Here is a 15186-nt window from a genome sequence, read left to right on the forward strand (position 1 = left end):
AAATCCGTCCACTCATGCCGCGCGGGCCTCTGCTATCGCGCCCTTCAGCCCTTTCTCGTCGAGGACGCCGGCGAAAGTCGTCCGCCCAATGACAAAGGAGGGCGTGCCTGCGAAGTTGAAGGCCAGTGCCTGACTGTAATTGCGGTCGAGCAGCCCCGAGATCTTGGCACTATGCTTGTTCACAGCGGCAGCAATCTCCTGCATGGTGAGGCCGGTGCTCGTGAGCGCCTTTTCCACCTCTTCCTCCGTCAGCTTTCCCGTCGTCTTCATCAGCGCTTCCATGGCTGGTTCGTACTTTCCCATCTGTGCGGCTCCAAGGACGGCCTGGGCGGCAAAGATCGATGCGCCGCCGAAGACAGGCCAGTCCTTCAGCACCAGCCGGACATTGCCGTCCTCGCGAACCACCCTTTCGACCATCGGATGGATTTTTTTGCAGTAAGGGCATTGGTAGTCGAAGAACTCGACGACCGTGACGTCTCCCTTCGGGTTTCCGAGAACGGGCGCGTCTGGGTCGTAGAAGACTGACTTTTCGGTGATCTCCTGGCTGAACGCCATCCGAGGCAAGATAGCGGCGAATGCGGCAGTGCCGGCGGCGGCGGCGAGCAGGTTTCTACGAGTGATCATGTCATACTTCTCCTTTTCCGGATTCTGTGGGTCCGAGCACGACGACCTTCGACCCCTTCGGCACGCGTCGGTGGAGGTCGATGATGTCGTGGTTCAACAGCCTGATGCAGCCGGACGAGACCGACTTGCCGATGCTCCAGGGTTCATTGGTCCCGTGGATGCGATAGAGCGTGTCCTTGCCCCCCTGGTAGAGGTACAGGGCACGTGCTCCCAGAGGGTTTTTGATGCCACCCTCCAGGCCCGATGCTAAAGGGCCGTAGCGCTCCGGATCGCGCTGGATCATGTTCTGGGTCGGCACCCAGCCCGGCCATTGCGCCTTGCGCGAGATGTCGGCTTCGCCCTCGAACTCCATACCCGCCTTGGCCACGCCGACGCCGTAGCGCATCGCCTTGCCACCCTCCATGACGAGGTAAAGAAAACGGGAATGGGGATCGACCACGATCGTGCCCGCCGAATAGCCGGTCTTGTAGTCGACGACCTGGCGGACGTTCTTCGGGTCCATCTTGGAGACATCGACGCCGGGGATGGTCTCATCTCCATCCTTGATCGGGGCGTACATGCTGGCCAGTGACGTATCCACCTTCGGATCTTCGATCTTTGGTGGCTCTGGGGCCGTCTGCGCGCAGGCGGACAGGCCCATGACGAAAATCGAGGCGGTCAACGGTCGCCACAGAGCGGCCGCTCGGGAAGGTGTCATTCGGATATTCCTTCTTCAGATTTGAGTTCCTGAATCTTCTGCGCGAGTACCTCGCGGGAGATCTCGCCAAGATGGGAGCCGGCAAGCGTGCCGTCGGCTGCGAGAAAGAGCGTCGCGGGAAGGCCGACTGCCGAGTAATGGCGGCTGAGCAGAAGTTGCGGATCGAGCAGCGCCTGCGCCAGGTTGAGGTTCTCGCTCCGGAGGTAGTCAGCGATCTTTGCCGAGGGCTCTCCCTGGTTCGCGAAGACAAAGTCGACATCGGCAGTGCTTGCAGCAAGTTCCGCCATCATCGGCAGCTCGCGGCGACAAGGTGGGCACCACGTCGCCCATAGGTTCAGAACCGTCGGGCGACCGTTGTCACCGATCCTGCTTTCTGCACCGTCAAGGGTCCGGAAGGTTGAGGTAACAGCCGGAAGCTGCGTATCGGAATAGGTGAATGCCAGCGTCGCCGTTGTCGCGACGGCTCCCGCCGCGACGCTTGCCGCAGCCCATCCGACAAGCTTTCGGCTCCTCAGGAACAGGACGACCAGCATCACGGCGACGCCTGCGGCACCTCCGCTCCAGGAGAAGCCGCCTTGCCAAACAGAAAGGATCCGCCAAGGCTCTGGAGCAAAACTCCATGCATGCTGCAGAACATGCCCCAGGCGCGCCGCCGCAAGCGCGACGACCGCCGTCCACGACGACCAGCGGCCGAGCCTGTCGTCGACTCGATGTGCGAGAACGGAGGCCACGGCAACGAACGCGACCATGCCGATGATTGCTGCGAAACGCTCGGCATCGAACGCAAATGGACCAAGCGACACCGCGTTCATCGGAGCTGCCCCTTCGCGCTCGACGCCGAGACCGTAACGGTGTCCGCAGTGATCTCGCCCACAAGTCGAGTGTCTTGGACTTCTTGGTTGTCCCGGTCCAGAAACAGCATCGTCGGCGGCCCGACGACCTGCAGCTCCTTCATCAACGACTGGTTTGCCTCGGTGATCTCGCTGAGATCGACCGAGACCAGACGGATGCCGTCGAGCGCGTCTGCCACGGTCGCGTCCGGAAGAACGGACCGCTCGATCACCCGGCAAGTGACGCACCAGTCGGCCGTGAAGTAGACAAGCGTGGGGGCGGCGGGCCCATCGGCTCTCAGCAACGAGGACAGATCGGCTGCCGAGGCGATGGACTGGAACGAGTCCTTGCCGATCACTCTCGCGGGTGTCGCGTCTCCGGAGCTTGCGGCAGCAATCGTCGCGAGAGGCTTCAAAGGGTCCGTCGCGCCGGAGAGGCCGCCAATCCCCAGGATGACGCCGTAGAGACCGACCAGTATGCCCGCGGATTTGGCAAGCCGTGCAGCGCCACCGACCTCGGGTCGCATCTGATCGAAAGCTCCTATGAAGACTGCGAAGGTGATCGCCAGAACGGACCACAACAGAAGACCAGTTCCGGCAGGCAGCAGACGGTCCACGAGCCAGACGGCGGTGGCGAAGAAGAGGAAGCCGAAGACCTGCCGGACGCGTTCCATCCATTGTCCTGCACGGGGAAGGAGGCCCGACCCGAAGGTTCCCATCAGGATCAGCGGGATGCCCTTGCCGACGCCGAGCGCAAACAGGGCCGTCGCGCCGAGGACGACGTCTCCTGTCTGCGCAATGTAGAGAAGCGCGCCCGCCAACGGAGCCGTGACGCAGGGTCCAATGACCAGAGCGGATGAAAACCCGAGTGCTGCCGACGACGCCAGTGAACCTCCTGAACCGCGGCGCGCGGTAAGCCGGTTCCTGAGAAAGGACGGAAGCTGCAGTTCGAACAGCCCGAAACTGGAGAGTGCCAGCGCTACGAAGATGGCGGCAACGATGAGTGTGGCAGCGGGAGACTGCAACGCGATCTGGAAGCTCTGACCCCACCATGCAGCGACCACGCCGAAGAGACTGAAGGCCGCTGCAAGAGCGAGGACGTAAGTCGATGACAGGGCGAATCCACGTCCGGTCGACAGGCTCTCGCCTTCCCTCGTCAGTGTCGCTGCCAGGATCGGGTACATGGGAAACACGCATGGCGTAAAGGCCAGCAGGACGCCAAGACCAAGGAAGCCGACAATCAGGAAGAGGACGCCGCCGCGGTCGAGGAGAGAACTGACCACACCGTTGGTTGACGGATCCGAGATCCGGATGCTGGAGCTGTCGGCGGCTTTCGGCCCTTTGGACACGAGAGGAAAGGCTGCCTGCGATCGAAGCGCAGTCTGGAGACCAGATTTTCCTGTGTCCGACTTGGGTTCAAGCGTCGCGGCGTCGATCTCGACGGTCGTCGGCGGGTAGCAAAGTCCGCCATCCTGGCAGCCTTGGTAGGTCACGTTCAAAGAGCCCGTGACCGGCCCGGCGACCGTGGCCGTGGCAGTGCCGTAGTAGACTTCGGTGCTTCCGTATCCTGGATCCTCCTTGATGACACCCGGTGGAGTTGCCATTTCGAGTGGCTTGCCGCCGACGCCGGTCACACTCAGGTATTCCCGGTAGAGGTAGTAGCCGTCCTCGAGCTGCCATCTTATTGCGATGTCGGAACCATCGCGGCCGGCCTCCATGCGGAAAGCCTGATCCATGGGGAGCGGCGGTTCGATGGCTAACGCCACGGCCGACACAGCTATGGTCGCGAGGAAACATGACGCCGACAGGAAGAAACGCAAAGGGCTGCTCCGTTGGTTGGGTTGGAGCGGCGGTCTCTCCTCCCAACCTTAAGGCAGCCTTAAGGTGGCGGGCGCAGGGAGGATGCGAAGCTAGACGAGGATGTGATGCGGCTACTTGTGCTGGAAGATGACGAGATCCTGCTGGACGGCTTGAAGGTCGGGCTGCAGATGTGCGGCTTTACGGTGGACGCCGTGACATCGGTTGCCGACGCCGACGCGGCCATCGAGGCCGACCGCTTCGACGCGATCATACTCGACCTCATGCTCCCTGACGGATCAGGCCTCGATGTGCTGTCGCGGATGCGCCGCTCCGGCGATCGCACGCCGGTTCTCCTCCTGACGGCAAAGGACGAGGTCGCGGATCGCATCACTGGACTGGATTCGGGGGCAGACGACTATCTCGGCAAGCCATTCGATCTCGACGAGGTTGCGGCCCGTCTGCGCGCCATCGTCCGCCGTGGACACGGCCGTGCGGCCGGGCTTCTCGAGTGGAAGGACGTCAGCCTCGACCCAGCACGCATGTCCGCATCGCGTGACGAGATCACGATCTCCCTTTCCCGACGGGAGTTCGTGATCCTCCAGGCGTTGATGGAGACGCCGGGCGTCATCCTGTCGCGGTCGAACCTCGAGGAGAAGCTTTATGGGTGGCAGGAGGAAATCGAGAGCAATACCGTCGAGGTTCACATCCACAAGCTGCGATCCAAGCTCGGTGCGTCGTTCATCGAGACCGTGCGGGGCGCGGGCTACCGGTTGAGGACATCGCAATGAATTCGATACGGATCAGACTGTTTGTGATCCTGCTGGCCACGACCGGCGCCGTCTGGCTTCTCGCCGCGGCCTGGATCTACGCAAGCACACAAGCCGAAGTCGAGCGGGTGCTGGACGCCCGTTTGATGGAAGCGGCACGCATGGTGAGCTCGCTCATCACGGATCACCGGATCGAGCCGTCTGCGGCGGTAGACGCTGCAATCGCGAATGCTCCGCCTCCACCGTTCAAGCAAGCTGACGGCAGCTACAGCCGCCAGCTCTCCTGCCAGATCTGGTCGCTTCAGGGCAGCCTCGTCAGCCGCTCCGAGAGTGCGCCCGAAACTTCGCTTGCCAGCCACACGGATGGCTTCGAAGAAACTGAGATCGACGGAGAACGGTGGCGTGTCTACGCGGTCGTCAACCCGACGCTCGGCGTTCGTGTTCTGGTCGGCGACAGCCTTGAGATACGGGACCAACTCATCGGCGACGTCATCAAGGGGCTTCTTGTTCCCGGCATCGTCATCCTCCCCGTCTTGGCGGTGTTGATCTGGGTCAGCGTCGGCCGCGGTCTTGCCCCACTGACGCGCATTGCCGAGGGACTTGCCGGGCGTTCCGCATCTGAACTCCATCCGATCGATGACGGAACCGTGCCGCGGGAAGTGCGGCCGGTCATTCGAGCGCTGAACAGCCTGTTCGGCCGGGTGGCCGAAGCGCGTGACCGGGAGCAGAGCTTTACCGCCTATGCTGCGCATGAACTGAAGACGCCGCTTGCTGGTCTCAAGACCCAGGCGCAGATCGCTCTCAGGACCGACGATTCCACGATCCAGCGCGAGGCCCTCTCCCGCATCTCCACAAGTGTCGACCGAACCAGCCGGATGGTCCGTCAGCTTATCGATCTTGCCGCCGTCGATGCGTCGCAGGGCGCCGCCAAGGATGAGCCAGTCGACGTTGCAGTACTTGTTGGCGAGATCGCTTCGGAACTGGAGACGCAGCTAGCGGCCAACGAGGTTCACGTCGCGATGGAGCACGCAGATCGAACCCCGCAGCCGGCAGTTCTTGAGGCCGACAGAATCCTCCTGCGTCTGGCGATCCGAAACCTGCTCGAGAACGCAATTCAGCACTCGCCGAAGGGTGCAGTGGTCAGGTGCCGGGTCAGCGAAAGTCAAAGCGAGGTCGTTGTCGAGATCCTGGACCAGGGGCCGGGGATTCCTGTTGCCGACGAGGCGCGGGTGACGGAACGCTTTTTCAGAGGGTCGAAGGCCTCTGGTCATGGAAGCGGCCTCGGATTGTCGATCGTCCAGATGGCGCTCGATCGTCTCGGCGGCAACCTGACGTTTGAGAGAGGCGGTACATGGTTCGTCGCGAGAGCCTCCTTCCCAATCTGACCGCCTCAGACGCGCGTCCAGTTGAAGCACCCGGCTGGGAAGATGGAGTTGCTGATCAGGATCGCACCATGTTTGTAGAACAGCTTCACATCGCCTCCAGCAGACATGTCGACGGCCCAGACCATGTCGGACGCATCGGACCACAGGAGGCGCCCGCCGCTTGCTTCGAGCCCTTGCATCGCCCGTGCGGCGGTGGAGCCAGGGCCGAATACGATCATGATAGGTCCCTCATTTGGCGCGGGTAGCGCGGCGAGAGGCCCGGCGATCAGAACTGCCAAGGCCAGTCCGACCGGCCCTTTCGAAATCCGGCGCCCGTCGCCTCTCATGCCGTTCCGGCGCAAGTAGGCGCCCAGGGCGAGAGGCACTAGGCCGAAAACGACGAACCAAAGGAGATCCCAGAACATGCGGTTTTCCACGTCCATACGGATCCGGTGGATTCCGAGTATCCAGTGGGAAAGAACGCTGTCGAGAATGTGCCAGACGCCGAAGCCGATCAACGCGCTTGCGAAGAGGAGTCTGTCTGCTCCGCGGGCAGCAAAAGAGTGTCTCGACCGCCACAGCAGCCAAAGCCCCGCCGCGGCGACCACGTACATCAGCGCGTGGAAAAGTCCGTCTGTCAGGATCAGTACGCGAATGTCTTGACGTGCTTCTTCGACCCCACTTAGGAGATGATGCCATTGGAGGATCTGGTGGAGCAGTATTCCGTCGAAGAAGCCGCCCAGTCCGAAACCAAGCGCATAACCCGCCCATATTAGTGTCGCGGGGAAGCCCTGCTTGTCACTTTCGTTCGGTCTGATGGCTGCCGTCATGCCCCGCCTCACCTGATCCCGACGGCTCGCAGGACAGTATCGAGCTTGTTGCCGCCCTTGACGTCGAAATCACCTTTGAGCGCCTTCAACGCATAGCGCTCCTGATTGATCTCCTCCGCCGTTCGGAAGCCCAGCCGGCGCAGGATCGGAAGCGGAGGGCACCAGCCTTGCATGGCGTGCTGGAAGAGGAAGCCAGTCACGATCGCCGGGAGTGCAAGCCATCGCCTGTCGACCGTCGCCGCCAGCATGGTTCCCGTGAATGCCAAGGTGGAAGCATTCGCCTCGAGCGTTCGCTCGATGTCCCATTCGCGATCGAGTTCTTCCAGCCGGGTCGGGATCTGGTCGGGGTGGGTTTCGTAGTAGGCGAGCCTTTTCTCCATCTCCCAGCGAAGATGTCGGTTAATCTCAGTGGGTGTCTGGGCGCTGACTCGGTTTGCTGTCGTGGCCATGGTTTTAGCCTCCTCTGCGCGGGAACCACGAGGTGAACACAAAGTTCCGTCACCGACCTTGAACCCCAATTGTTATATAATATATTATAACGTATACCGATATAACCACGGAGCCAGTCATGCCTGTAACCAGAGTATCCGAGAAGCTTTCGGTCTCGTCCCAGCCAAGCGCCGAAGACATCCGCTCGCTGCACGAAAACGGGTTCGCAACGCTTATCAACAACCGGCCGGATGGCGAAGAGTCCGGACAGCCGGGAACAGAGGCCGAAGCTCAGGAAGCAAAGCACTGCAACCTGTCCTATGCCTTCATTCCGGTAACCGGAGCCACCATCACCGAGGCGGACGTGCGCGCATTCCAGCGCGCGGTGGATGAATCTGAAGGCCCCGTCTTCGCCCACTGCAAGACCGGCACCCGGTCGCTGATCCTCTACCTCATCGGAGAAGTCCTTGACGGTCGCATGTCTGCCGACGAGGTGGTCGAGTTCGGAGGCAGCCGCGGCTTCGACACCGGCGCCGCCGACGCATGGCTTCAGAAGCACGCCGAACGCAGGCCGCAGGTGAAGGGCTTCTTCGACAAGCGCACCTGGAGCGTCCAGTACGTGGTCTCGGATCCGGATACGGGGAAGTGCGCCATCATCGATCCTGTGCTCGATTTCGACGAGAAGGCCGGCGCGACGGCAACTATCAACGCCGACGCCATCCTCGACTACGTCCGCAAGGAGGGGCTCACCGTCGAGTGGATTCTCGACACCCATCCCCATGCCGACCACTTCTCCGCCGCTCACTATCTGAAGGAGAAGACTGGCGCGCAGACGGCGATCGGCGAGCGCGTCGTGGATGTCCAGAAGCTGTGGAAGGGCATCTACAACTGGCCTGAGCTTGCCACCGACGGCTCGCAGTGGGACCGGCTGTTCGCCCACGGCGAGACCTTCAAGGTCGGATCGATCGATGCGAAGGTGATGTTCTCGCCTGGACATACGCTCGCTTCCATCACCTATGTGATCGGCGACGCCGCCTTCGTCCACGACACGCTCTTCATGCCGGACAGCGGCACGGCACGCGCCGACTTTCCGGGCGGCGACGCCCGCATCCTTTGGAAGTCAATCCAGGACATCCTCGCGCTACCGGACGAAACGCGGATCTTCACGGGCCACGATTATCAGCCGGACGGCCGGGCACCGCGTTGGGAAAGCACGGTGGCCCAACAGAAGAATTCCAACCCGCATCTGGCCGACGTGACGGAAGAAGAGTTCGTGGCGCTGAGGACGAAGCGCGACAAGACGCTGCCGATGCCGAAGCTCATCCTCCATGCCCTGCAGGTGAATATCCGCGGCGGCCGCCTGCCGGAGCCGGAAGCGAACGGCAAGCGCTACCTCAAGTTTCCGCTCGATGCCCTGCAGGGAGCAGCATGGGAATGAGTGCCGACCTGAAAGCTATGTTGAAGGCGGGACTTTCGACAGCCGAGATGGCGAGCCGGGCGGGGGAGGTGGCAAACCTCCTGAAGACGCTGTCCCATCCGGCGCGCCTGATGATCGTCTGCACGCTCGTTGAGGGCAGCTACTCGGTGGGCGAGCTTGAAGAGAAGCTCGACCTCCACCAGCCTCATCTGTCGCAGCACCTGACGGTTTTGCGCGGCTCCGGCATTGTCGAGACCCGGCGGGACGGCAAGCAGATCTTCTATTCCCTGACGGAGGAGAAGGCCGCGCAACTGGTTGCCGCCCTCTATGACATCTTTTGCGTGAAGGAAGGCAAATGAACACCTATCTCCCATCATTGGCCGGCGGCATGCTGATCGGCGCATCTGCCGTCATGCTACTGCTCCTCACTGGGCGAATCGCTGGCATCAGCGGGATCGTCGGCCGTCTCGCCCAGGGCTTCGGCCTGACCACCAACCTCGCCTTCGTGGTTGGCCTGCTGCTCGGACCGCTCGCCTACCTGTCAATCTTCGACGGCTGGCCGACAGTGGAGATCACGGTAGGGTGGCCGCTGATCGTTATCGCCGGTCTGCTCGTCGGCTTCGGCTCGCGCATGGGATCCGGCTGCACCAGCGGCCACGGCGTCCTCGGCCTGGCGCGCCTGTCTCCGCGATCCATGGCTGCGGTCGCGACATTCCTCACTTCCGGCGCAGTGGCCGTCACAGTTCTGAGGAGTTTCGGACTATGAACAGGAACATCTACCAGTTCGGAGCCGCTCTCGCCTCCGGCATCGTCTTCGGCTTCGGCCTGTCCCTCTCCGGAATGCTGAACCCGGCCCGCGTCCAGGGCTTCCTCGACGTCTTCGGCGCCTGGGATCCGAGCCTTGCCTTCGTCCTCGGCGGCGCCGTCGTCGTCGCGTTCATCGGCGTGCAGGTGATGAAGCGGATGCGCCATCCCGCCTTCGACGACAGCTTCCATGTCCCCACGAGCCGCAGGATCGACGCACCGCTGATAATAGGGTCGGCCCTCTTCGGCCTCGGCTGGGGGATCGGCGGCTTCTGCCCCGGCCCGGCGGTCGCTTCCTTGTCGATCGGCATCCCACAGACGGCCCTGTTCGTTGTCGCCATGCTGGTCGGAATGACCTTGCATGACAGGGTGTGGAGCAGACGGACATGAGCGCCTCTATCCTTACGGCGGTCGGCTCCGGCGGGATCGTCGGCTTCATGCTCGGCCTGCTTGGTGGCGGTGGGTCGATCCTGGCGACGCCGCTGCTCCTCTACGTCGTCGGCGTCACGCAGCCGCACATTGCCATTGGAACAGGGGCGCTTGCGGTTTCGGTCAACGCCTTCGCGAACTTTACTAGCCACGCGATAAAGGGTCACGTCTGGTGGCGCTGCGCGGCGGTCTTTTCGGCGCTCGGCGTCGTCGGCGCACTTGCAGGCTCGAGCCTCGGCAAGGCCATGGATGGCGATCGGCTGATCTTCCTGTTCGGCATCCTCATGGTCGTCGTCGGCGTCCTGATGTTGAAGTCCAGGAAACCGGCATCGGCCGAATGCCGCCCGGTGGACCTCAGGATGTGCCTCGTCACAGCGGCCGTCGCGCTCGCCGCCGGTGCCGCTTCCGGCTTCTTCGGCATCGGCGGGGGCTTCCTGATCGTTCCAGGCCTGATGCTGGCGACGGGCATGCCGATGATCAACGCGATCGGCACCTCGCTCCTCTCCGTCGGCGTGTTCGGCCTCGCCACCGCCCTGAACTATGCCGCCTCCGGCTTGGTGGACTGGTTGCTTGCCGTTGAGTTCATTGGCGGCGGCATAGTCGGCGGCGTACTTGGCATGCTGCTCGCTACACGCCTGAGCGCCTACAAGAACATCCTCAACCGCCTGTTCGCGGCCCTCGTACTCGTGGTGGCGGCCTACATCCTCTATCGGAACTGGGGGACCTTCTGGACCGGCTGAGGCAGCAGCGCATCCCATAGCTGCAACTCCTGTCCTATTCACAATGGCCGCTGCCTTCAGCCTGCCTTAAGGTGAGCAGGTCAAGCGAGGGCTTTTGAAGGAACCAAAATGCGCCTCATCGTTCTCACCTACCTCAGACCTGCCCTGATGCTGTTCGCAGCGCTGCTGTTTGGTTTCGCGCCACAGATCGCCGCAGCCGAGGATAGTCCCCAGCCCAAAGAGTATCCCCGGATCCTGAAGGCGATCGAGCAACAGGGACTGACAATCCTCGGAGAGATGAAGGTACCAGGCGGTTTGAGAGCATTCGCCGCAAAAGCTGGCGCGCAACCTCTGACAATCTACCTCACCCCGGATGGCGAACATGTTGTCGTCGGCACACTTGTCGACGAGGCAGGACAGGACATGGCGGAAGCCCAGCTCAAGGAAATGGTGGAGGCGCCGATCCCGGAAGAGGGATGGGAAAAGCTGGAGGGGTCGACGTGGGTCCAAGATGGAAGGCCAGACGCGCCGAGGACCGTTTACGTGTTTACGGATCCCAACTGCCCCTATTGCCACCAGTTCTGGACGGCTGCCAGGCCCTGGGTCGAGTCGGGCAAGGTACAACTCCGACATGTCATGGTCGGCGTGATCAGACAGGATTCCCCAGCCAAGGCGGCTGCTATTCTTGAGGCCAAGTCTCCTGAGGAGGCGCTGGCTGAAAACGAACATAAGTACGGGGACGGCGGCATAGTCCCTTTGGAAACGATCAGCCCGGCAGTGGCAGAAAAGCTCGAGCACAATGCCACTCTGATGACCGAGCTTGGCTTCTCTGGGACCCCTGCGATTGTCTTCAGGAAAGCGGATGGTAGCATCGGGCAGATGGGTGGTCTGCCCCAGGATGCCGCACTCGAGATGATTCTTGGTCCGAAATAGCTCAGAATGCGATAGGCTCTTCTATGTCTGCAAAGGTGCGAGAGGCGTCTTCCGCTTCGCGCCAATAGCGGCCATCAAAGCTGAGAAACACGGGGTGCCGCTTGACTGAATGCAGTGCGAATGGCGGGCCCGCCCTACGCGGGCCCTCTATTCGTGATCGTGCCTGATTGTGGGAAGTTCAGCGAGTTCAGGCGACCTGCTTGTCAGACTCAATCTGGAGCGGCCGGGCCGCCGTCCCATTGCCTATCTCGATTCGCCGGGGCTTCATCGCCTCCGGCACTTCCTGCTTTAGGACAATTCGCAGGAGACCGTCGGAGAGCGACGCCGTCTCGACGTGAACATGGTCAGCCAGTTCGAAGCGACGCTCGAACGACTGTCCGCCAATGCCCCGATGTAGGTACTCCCCTTCCTTCTTCTCTGCTTTCGACCCTTTGATGATCAGGACGTTGCGCTCCTGGGTCACGTCGAGATCGCTCTGGCTGAAGCCTGCGACTGCCATGGTGATCGCATACTCGTCATCGCCAAGCTTGACGATGTCGTAGGGTGGCCAGAGGTCAACCGCCTGCAGGCGCTGCGCGTTATTGAGAAGGTTGAACACACGGTCGAAGCCAATGCTGGACCGGTAGAGGGGTGCGAAATCAAGTTCCGTTCTCATTACCATATCCTCCGTAAAGCAACATGGATTGGAGACGCCACCGAAAACCTGCGTCTCCGGCCTATCGGCCCCTACTAAGGCTGCCGATGCAATGAATCTGGTTGGCGAAAAATGCCTGTTCAAGAACCTGGGAGGAAATTTTTCGCCGCCGCGTAATCCCGCTCTGGTATGGGGCAATCAGCTACCCGCCAACCTGGCTTGCTGTGCAGTAAGCGCCTGCGTTCGCTCCCGTCGACATATACGGTTTCCCTATCAGATTTAGTGACCTGAGTGGTGTTCCGACTTGAACGGAAGGACGCGGCAAACCACATCGATAATCGGCGTTGGCCACAGCGCCTTCCTTGTTGATCACAAACAGAATCAGTGAGGTGGAAATGATCTCGAAGCTCTTTGATCGTCCGGTGTATCTGAAGGAACAAAAGAACCTCGTCCGCGAGATTACGGCCGTGGAGGAGGCGATTGATTATCTGGAGGATTGGCCAGAACGGGAACGGGACCTGATCCATGAGGCGGCCTTGAGGACCTGCTACATGGCACATGACGGTTTGAAACCTCTTCGGGCAGCACGCGATGCGATACGCTCTTTTGCTAAGAAGAAGGGCATCCTTGCCAAGGAACCTGCTGTGAAGCCTTGGATGATCAGGCCTGTTGGCGGTAGCGGCAGGGCATCGCTCTAACCCGTTGAGGCGAGAGGTTGGAGATGCTGCCTCTCGCCTTCATCAAGGCCACATGGGCGCAGAGTCGGCTTCGCTTCTTCCCGCCGCCGCTCTGCAACGGGCGCGGACCTCCGACCACACATCGATAAGGTAACGTGGCAGGTACACACATTCATCTGAGTGACGGCCTTGACCTTCCCACGTTGGAAGCACCAGCATCGGCAGCCTGGCAATCGATGCCAAGCGACCACCGACCATAATGGCACCCCAACATTGATAAAGATCAAGGTGCACAATGGGAGGCGTGGCATGGTGAGATGACGGAGGATCGACGATGCGCACGTTAGCACAGAGAGCGTTGGTATGGAGGCTGCTCGCGGCACTCCTTGCTGTTGCTCTCGTGTTCAGTGCGCCGGTTGCGCATGCCGCTCCCCAGACCTGCCTGGACGGACACCACCAGATGGTGGACGGTGATCCAGGCGACGCGACTTCCAAGCTTCACCACTCACCCGAGCAGAACTGCTGCAGCGTCATCTGCGTCTTCTGCCTCGCGGTTGCTGCGCAGCCCGCAGGATCGGTTCAGTCGGTCCTCCTTCTGGCCAGGGTCCTGGATATCGCTGACGATGTCGCTGGTCACGACCCGTCTCCCGGCCTTGAGCCTCCTCGATCTTTCGGTTGATGAACTGCTCGCCGCTGGCGGGCCATTCCCACCATTGGGCCGATTACGGCCAAGAAGATCGAGAGAACGTCATGTTTCGTCGTCAATTTCTGAAGACGCTCGCCGTCAGTGCGGCAGCTATTTCACCCCTTGCGCAAAAGTCCTGGGCTCTTACCAACTCTGGACAGTCTTTACCCATCGAACTCGCAGTCACCAAGCGCTCCATTGAAGTGAATGGCCGATCCGCCAGCGTCTTCGGCCTTGTTCAAGGCAATGGACGGAGCGGCCTTGTCCTGGATGCAGAAGATGGCTTCAATGTCATGCTGGCCAACACTACAAATGAAGCCACGCTTATTCACTGGCATGGGCTTACCCCTCCATGGGAGATGGACGGTGTCCCGGACAATCCCGCAGCGCCCCTCGCTGCAGGAGAGAAGCGTCACTACCAGTTCGACCTCGCAGGCGGCGGCACCCACTGGATGCACGCCCACACCTTGCAGGAACAAAGCCTTCTGGCAGCCCCTCTGATCGTGCGGACGGCGGAGGACCGCGCTCGTGACGAGCAGGACGTCGTGATCCTTCTCCACGACTTCTCGTTCAGGTCACCCGAGGAATTGCTGGCGGAACTGCAGCAAGGTTCCGCAATGGGCGGCGGTCATGGGGGCCAGATGCCGATGGATCACGGTAGCATGATGTCCAACATGGCGAAAATGCACGGCGGCGGGATGCCCATGGGTGGCATGGCGATGGGCGGCATGGGCATGGGCATGGGCATGATGGACCTGAACGACATCGAGTATGATGCATACCTCGCCAACGACCGCACGCTGGACGATCCGGAGATCGTACAGGTCGAGAAGGGTGGCCGCGTTCGGCTACGCATCGTCAATGGTGCAACGGCGACCGCCTTCACCATTGACACGGGAAGCGTCGTGGGAAGCCTGGCCGCCGTCGATGGCATGGCCATCGAGCCCGTCACCGGCACCCGCTTCCCGATCAGCATGGGCCAGCGGTTGGATATCGTACTGCAACTCCCGCTGGGCACCGCGTCACTTCCGATCCTTGCCTTACGCGAAGGCTCCGAGGAGCAGACAGGCGTCATCCTCGCAACGGCGGACGCGACCATTTCGAAGGTTGCCACAAAAGCTTCTTCCGCCGGACCGGTCCTCGACCTTTCACTGGAGGCGATCCTCAAAGCGACGTCACCTCTGGACGAACGGCCCGCAACGAAGACCTATCCTCTGATCCTCTCCGGCAGCATGACCGGCTACTCATGGGGGATCAGCGGCGATGCGATGGCCGTCAATCCTGATGACAGGGTCCGCCTCGTGATGCGCAACATGTCGATGATGACACACCCGATGCACCTTCACGGACACCATTTCCAGGTGGTCGGCATCAACGGACAAGGCATGCGGGGAGCCGTGAGGGATACGGTTCATGTTCCTCCCATGGCAGAGGTTGCTATCGAGTTCGATGCGAGCAACCCGGGCCGCTGGCCGTTCCACTGCCACCAGCTCTACCACATGGCGGCAGGGATGATGTCCTTCGTGTCCTATAATCGCGCGATCTGA

General features: G+C 61.6%; 18 protein-coding genes. 10 read left to right on the forward strand and 8 right to left on the reverse strand.

Features of this window, described 5'->3' with window-relative positions; genetic code table 11:
- Positions 1-12 precede the first annotated feature (12 nt).
- The 4 genes from ACQY1P_RS22790 to dsbD are packed head-to-tail and all read right to left on the reverse strand — an operon-like array spanning position 13 to position 3926.
- The gene (locus tag ACQY1P_RS22790; RefSeq protein WP_062653994.1) at positions 13-624 is read right to left on the reverse strand and encodes a DsbA family protein; all 612 of its coding nucleotides are present in this window, start codon (positions 622-624) and stop codon (positions 13-15) included.
- Between the two features lies 1 nt (position 625).
- Positions 626-1321, reverse strand: coding sequence for a L,D-transpeptidase (locus tag ACQY1P_RS22795; protein ID WP_062653995.1), 696 nt, complete (start codon positions 1319-1321; stop codon positions 626-628).
- Positions 1318-2133, reverse strand: coding sequence for a TlpA disulfide reductase family protein (locus ACQY1P_RS22800; RefSeq protein WP_062653996.1), 816 nt, complete (start codon positions 2131-2133; stop codon positions 1318-1320). Before ACQY1P_RS22800 ends, ACQY1P_RS22795 begins: the two co-directional genes overlap by 4 nt.
- Positions 2130-3926 (reverse strand): protein-disulfide reductase DsbD, encoded by a 1797-nt coding sequence (gene dsbD, locus ACQY1P_RS22805; RefSeq protein WP_331251708.1) that lies wholly within the window; start codon positions 3924-3926, stop codon positions 2130-2132. The genes ACQY1P_RS22800 and dsbD overlap by 4 nt, the downstream gene beginning before the upstream one ends.
- A 150-nt stretch (positions 3927-4076) precedes the next feature.
- Between dsbD and ACQY1P_RS22810 the strand changes: the two genes are divergently transcribed.
- Complete coding sequence (locus tag ACQY1P_RS22810; RefSeq protein ID WP_052820525.1) at positions 4077-4739, forward strand: response regulator; 663 nt, start codon at positions 4077-4079, stop codon at positions 4737-4739.
- A complete protein-coding gene (locus ACQY1P_RS22815; RefSeq protein ID WP_430256760.1) occupies positions 4736-6103 on the forward strand; it encodes an ATP-binding protein in 1368 nt (455 codons plus the stop codon). The genes ACQY1P_RS22810 and ACQY1P_RS22815 overlap by 4 nt, the downstream gene beginning before the upstream one ends.
- A 5-nt stretch (positions 6104-6108) precedes the next feature.
- Here ACQY1P_RS22815 and ACQY1P_RS22820 read toward each other — a convergent pair whose 3' ends face one another.
- On the reverse strand, positions 6109-6912 hold the full coding sequence (locus tag ACQY1P_RS22820) for a DUF2243 domain-containing protein (protein WP_052820527.1): 804 nt from the start codon (positions 6910-6912) through the stop codon (positions 6109-6111).
- An 8-nt stretch (positions 6913-6920) separates the two neighbouring features.
- Entirely contained in the window at positions 6921-7361 is a 441-nt protein-coding gene (locus ACQY1P_RS22825) for a hypothetical protein (RefSeq protein ID WP_052820528.1), read from the reverse strand.
- A gap of 119 nt (positions 7362-7480) precedes the next feature.
- Here ACQY1P_RS22825 and blh point away from each other — a divergent pair, with 119 nt between their 5' ends.
- The 6 genes from blh to dsbG all read left to right on the forward strand — a co-directional run bounded on the left by blh (position 7481) and on the right by dsbG (position 11643).
- Positions 7481-8779 carry a bifunctional sulfur transferase/dioxygenase Blh gene (gene blh / locus ACQY1P_RS22830; RefSeq protein ID WP_052820529.1) on the forward strand — a complete coding sequence of 433 codons (1299 nt, stop codon included), beginning with the start codon at positions 7481-7483 and terminating at the stop codon, positions 8777-8779.
- Positions 8770-9117, forward strand: coding sequence for a sulfite-sensing transcriptional repressor BigR (bigR, locus tag ACQY1P_RS22835; protein ID WP_107341307.1), 348 nt, complete (start codon positions 8770-8772; stop codon positions 9115-9117). The genes blh and bigR overlap by 10 nt, the downstream gene beginning before the upstream one ends.
- Positions 9114-9524: a YeeE/YedE family protein gene (locus tag ACQY1P_RS22840; protein ID WP_052820531.1), complete on the forward strand. Its 411-nt coding sequence runs from the start codon at positions 9114-9116 to the stop codon at positions 9522-9524. Before bigR ends, ACQY1P_RS22840 begins: the two co-directional genes overlap by 4 nt.
- Positions 9521-9952, forward strand: coding sequence for a YeeE/YedE family protein (locus ACQY1P_RS22845; protein ID WP_052820532.1), 432 nt, complete (start codon positions 9521-9523; stop codon positions 9950-9952). Before ACQY1P_RS22840 ends, ACQY1P_RS22845 begins: the two co-directional genes overlap by 4 nt.
- Positions 9949-10731: a sulfite exporter TauE/SafE family protein gene (locus ACQY1P_RS22850; RefSeq protein ID WP_153423400.1), complete on the forward strand. Its 783-nt coding sequence runs from the start codon at positions 9949-9951 to the stop codon at positions 10729-10731. Before ACQY1P_RS22845 ends, ACQY1P_RS22850 begins: the two co-directional genes overlap by 4 nt.
- Positions 10732-10839: 108 nt before the next feature.
- Entirely contained in the window at positions 10840-11643 is an 804-nt protein-coding gene (dsbG, locus tag ACQY1P_RS22855; protein ID WP_197283341.1) for a thiol:disulfide interchange protein DsbG, read from the forward strand.
- A gap of 187 nt (positions 11644-11830) precedes the next feature.
- Here dsbG and ACQY1P_RS22860 read toward each other — a convergent pair whose 3' ends face one another.
- Complete coding sequence (locus ACQY1P_RS22860) at positions 11831-12298, reverse strand: Hsp20 family protein (RefSeq protein WP_052820534.1); 468 nt, start codon at positions 12296-12298, stop codon at positions 11831-11833.
- A 374-nt stretch (positions 12299-12672) separates the two neighbouring features.
- On the opposite strand from ACQY1P_RS22860, the gene ACQY1P_RS22865 reads away from it, so the two are divergent.
- Positions 12673-12975: a DUF982 domain-containing protein gene (locus ACQY1P_RS22865; protein WP_052820535.1), complete on the forward strand. Its 303-nt coding sequence runs from the start codon at positions 12673-12675 to the stop codon at positions 12973-12975.
- A gap of 484 nt (positions 12976-13459) precedes the next feature.
- On the opposite strand, the gene ACQY1P_RS22870 is transcribed toward ACQY1P_RS22865, so the two are convergent.
- Positions 13460-13591, reverse strand: a complete 132-nt coding sequence (locus ACQY1P_RS22870; protein WP_286079970.1) for a hypothetical protein — start codon at positions 13589-13591, stop codon at positions 13460-13462.
- A 113-nt stretch (positions 13592-13704) separates the two neighbouring features.
- Here ACQY1P_RS22870 and ACQY1P_RS22875 point away from each other — a divergent pair, with 113 nt between their 5' ends.
- Complete coding sequence (locus ACQY1P_RS22875; protein WP_145162232.1) at positions 13705-15186, forward strand: multicopper oxidase family protein; 1482 nt, start codon at positions 13705-13707, stop codon at positions 15184-15186.

The organism is Neorhizobium sp. DAR64872/K0K18 (genome assembly GCF_050500175.1).
GTDB lineage: Bacteria > Pseudomonadota > Alphaproteobacteria > Rhizobiales > Rhizobiaceae > Neorhizobium > Neorhizobium soli.

Excerpts from the sequence above, each read along its gene's own strand:
- ACQY1P_RS22790 (WP_062653994.1), bottom strand. The coding sequence starts at position 624 with ATGATCACTCGTAGAAACCTGCTCGCCGCCGCCGCCGGCACTGCCGCA.
- ACQY1P_RS22795 (WP_062653995.1), bottom strand. The coding sequence starts at position 1,321 with ATGACACCTTCCCGAGCGGCCGCTCTGTGGCGACCGTTGACCGCCTCG.
- ACQY1P_RS22800 (WP_062653996.1), bottom strand. The coding sequence starts at position 2,133 with ATGAACGCGGTGTCGCTTGGTCCATTTGCGTTCGATGCCGAGCGTTTC.
- ACQY1P_RS22810 (WP_052820525.1), top strand. The coding sequence starts at position 4,077 with ATGCGGCTACTTGTGCTGGAAGATGACGAGATCCTGCTGGACGGCTTG.
- ACQY1P_RS22815 (WP_430256760.1), top strand. The coding sequence starts at position 4,736 with ATGAATTCGATACGGATCAGACTGTTTGTGATCCTGCTGGCCACGACC.
- ACQY1P_RS22820 (WP_052820527.1), bottom strand. The coding sequence starts at position 6,912 with ATGACGGCAGCCATCAGACCGAACGAAAGTGACAAGCAGGGCTTCCCC.
- ACQY1P_RS22825 (WP_052820528.1), bottom strand. The coding sequence starts at position 7,361 with ATGGCCACGACAGCAAACCGAGTCAGCGCCCAGACACCCACTGAGATT.
- blh (WP_052820529.1), top strand. The coding sequence starts at position 7,481 with ATGCCTGTAACCAGAGTATCCGAGAAGCTTTCGGTCTCGTCCCAGCCA.
- bigR (WP_107341307.1), top strand. The coding sequence starts at position 8,770 with ATGGGAATGAGTGCCGACCTGAAAGCTATGTTGAAGGCGGGACTTTCG.
- ACQY1P_RS22840 (WP_052820531.1), top strand. The coding sequence starts at position 9,114 with ATGAACACCTATCTCCCATCATTGGCCGGCGGCATGCTGATCGGCGCA.
- ACQY1P_RS22845 (WP_052820532.1), top strand. The coding sequence starts at position 9,521 with ATGAACAGGAACATCTACCAGTTCGGAGCCGCTCTCGCCTCCGGCATC.
- ACQY1P_RS22850 (WP_153423400.1), top strand. The coding sequence starts at position 9,949 with ATGAGCGCCTCTATCCTTACGGCGGTCGGCTCCGGCGGGATCGTCGGC.
- dsbG (WP_197283341.1), top strand. The coding sequence starts at position 10,840 with ATGCGCCTCATCGTTCTCACCTACCTCAGACCTGCCCTGATGCTGTTC.
- ACQY1P_RS22860 (WP_052820534.1), bottom strand. The coding sequence starts at position 12,298 with ATGAGAACGGAACTTGATTTCGCACCCCTCTACCGGTCCAGCATTGGC.
- ACQY1P_RS22865 (WP_052820535.1), top strand. The coding sequence starts at position 12,673 with ATGATCTCGAAGCTCTTTGATCGTCCGGTGTATCTGAAGGAACAAAAG.
- ACQY1P_RS22875 (WP_145162232.1), top strand. The coding sequence starts at position 13,705 with ATGTTTCGTCGTCAATTTCTGAAGACGCTCGCCGTCAGTGCGGCAGCT.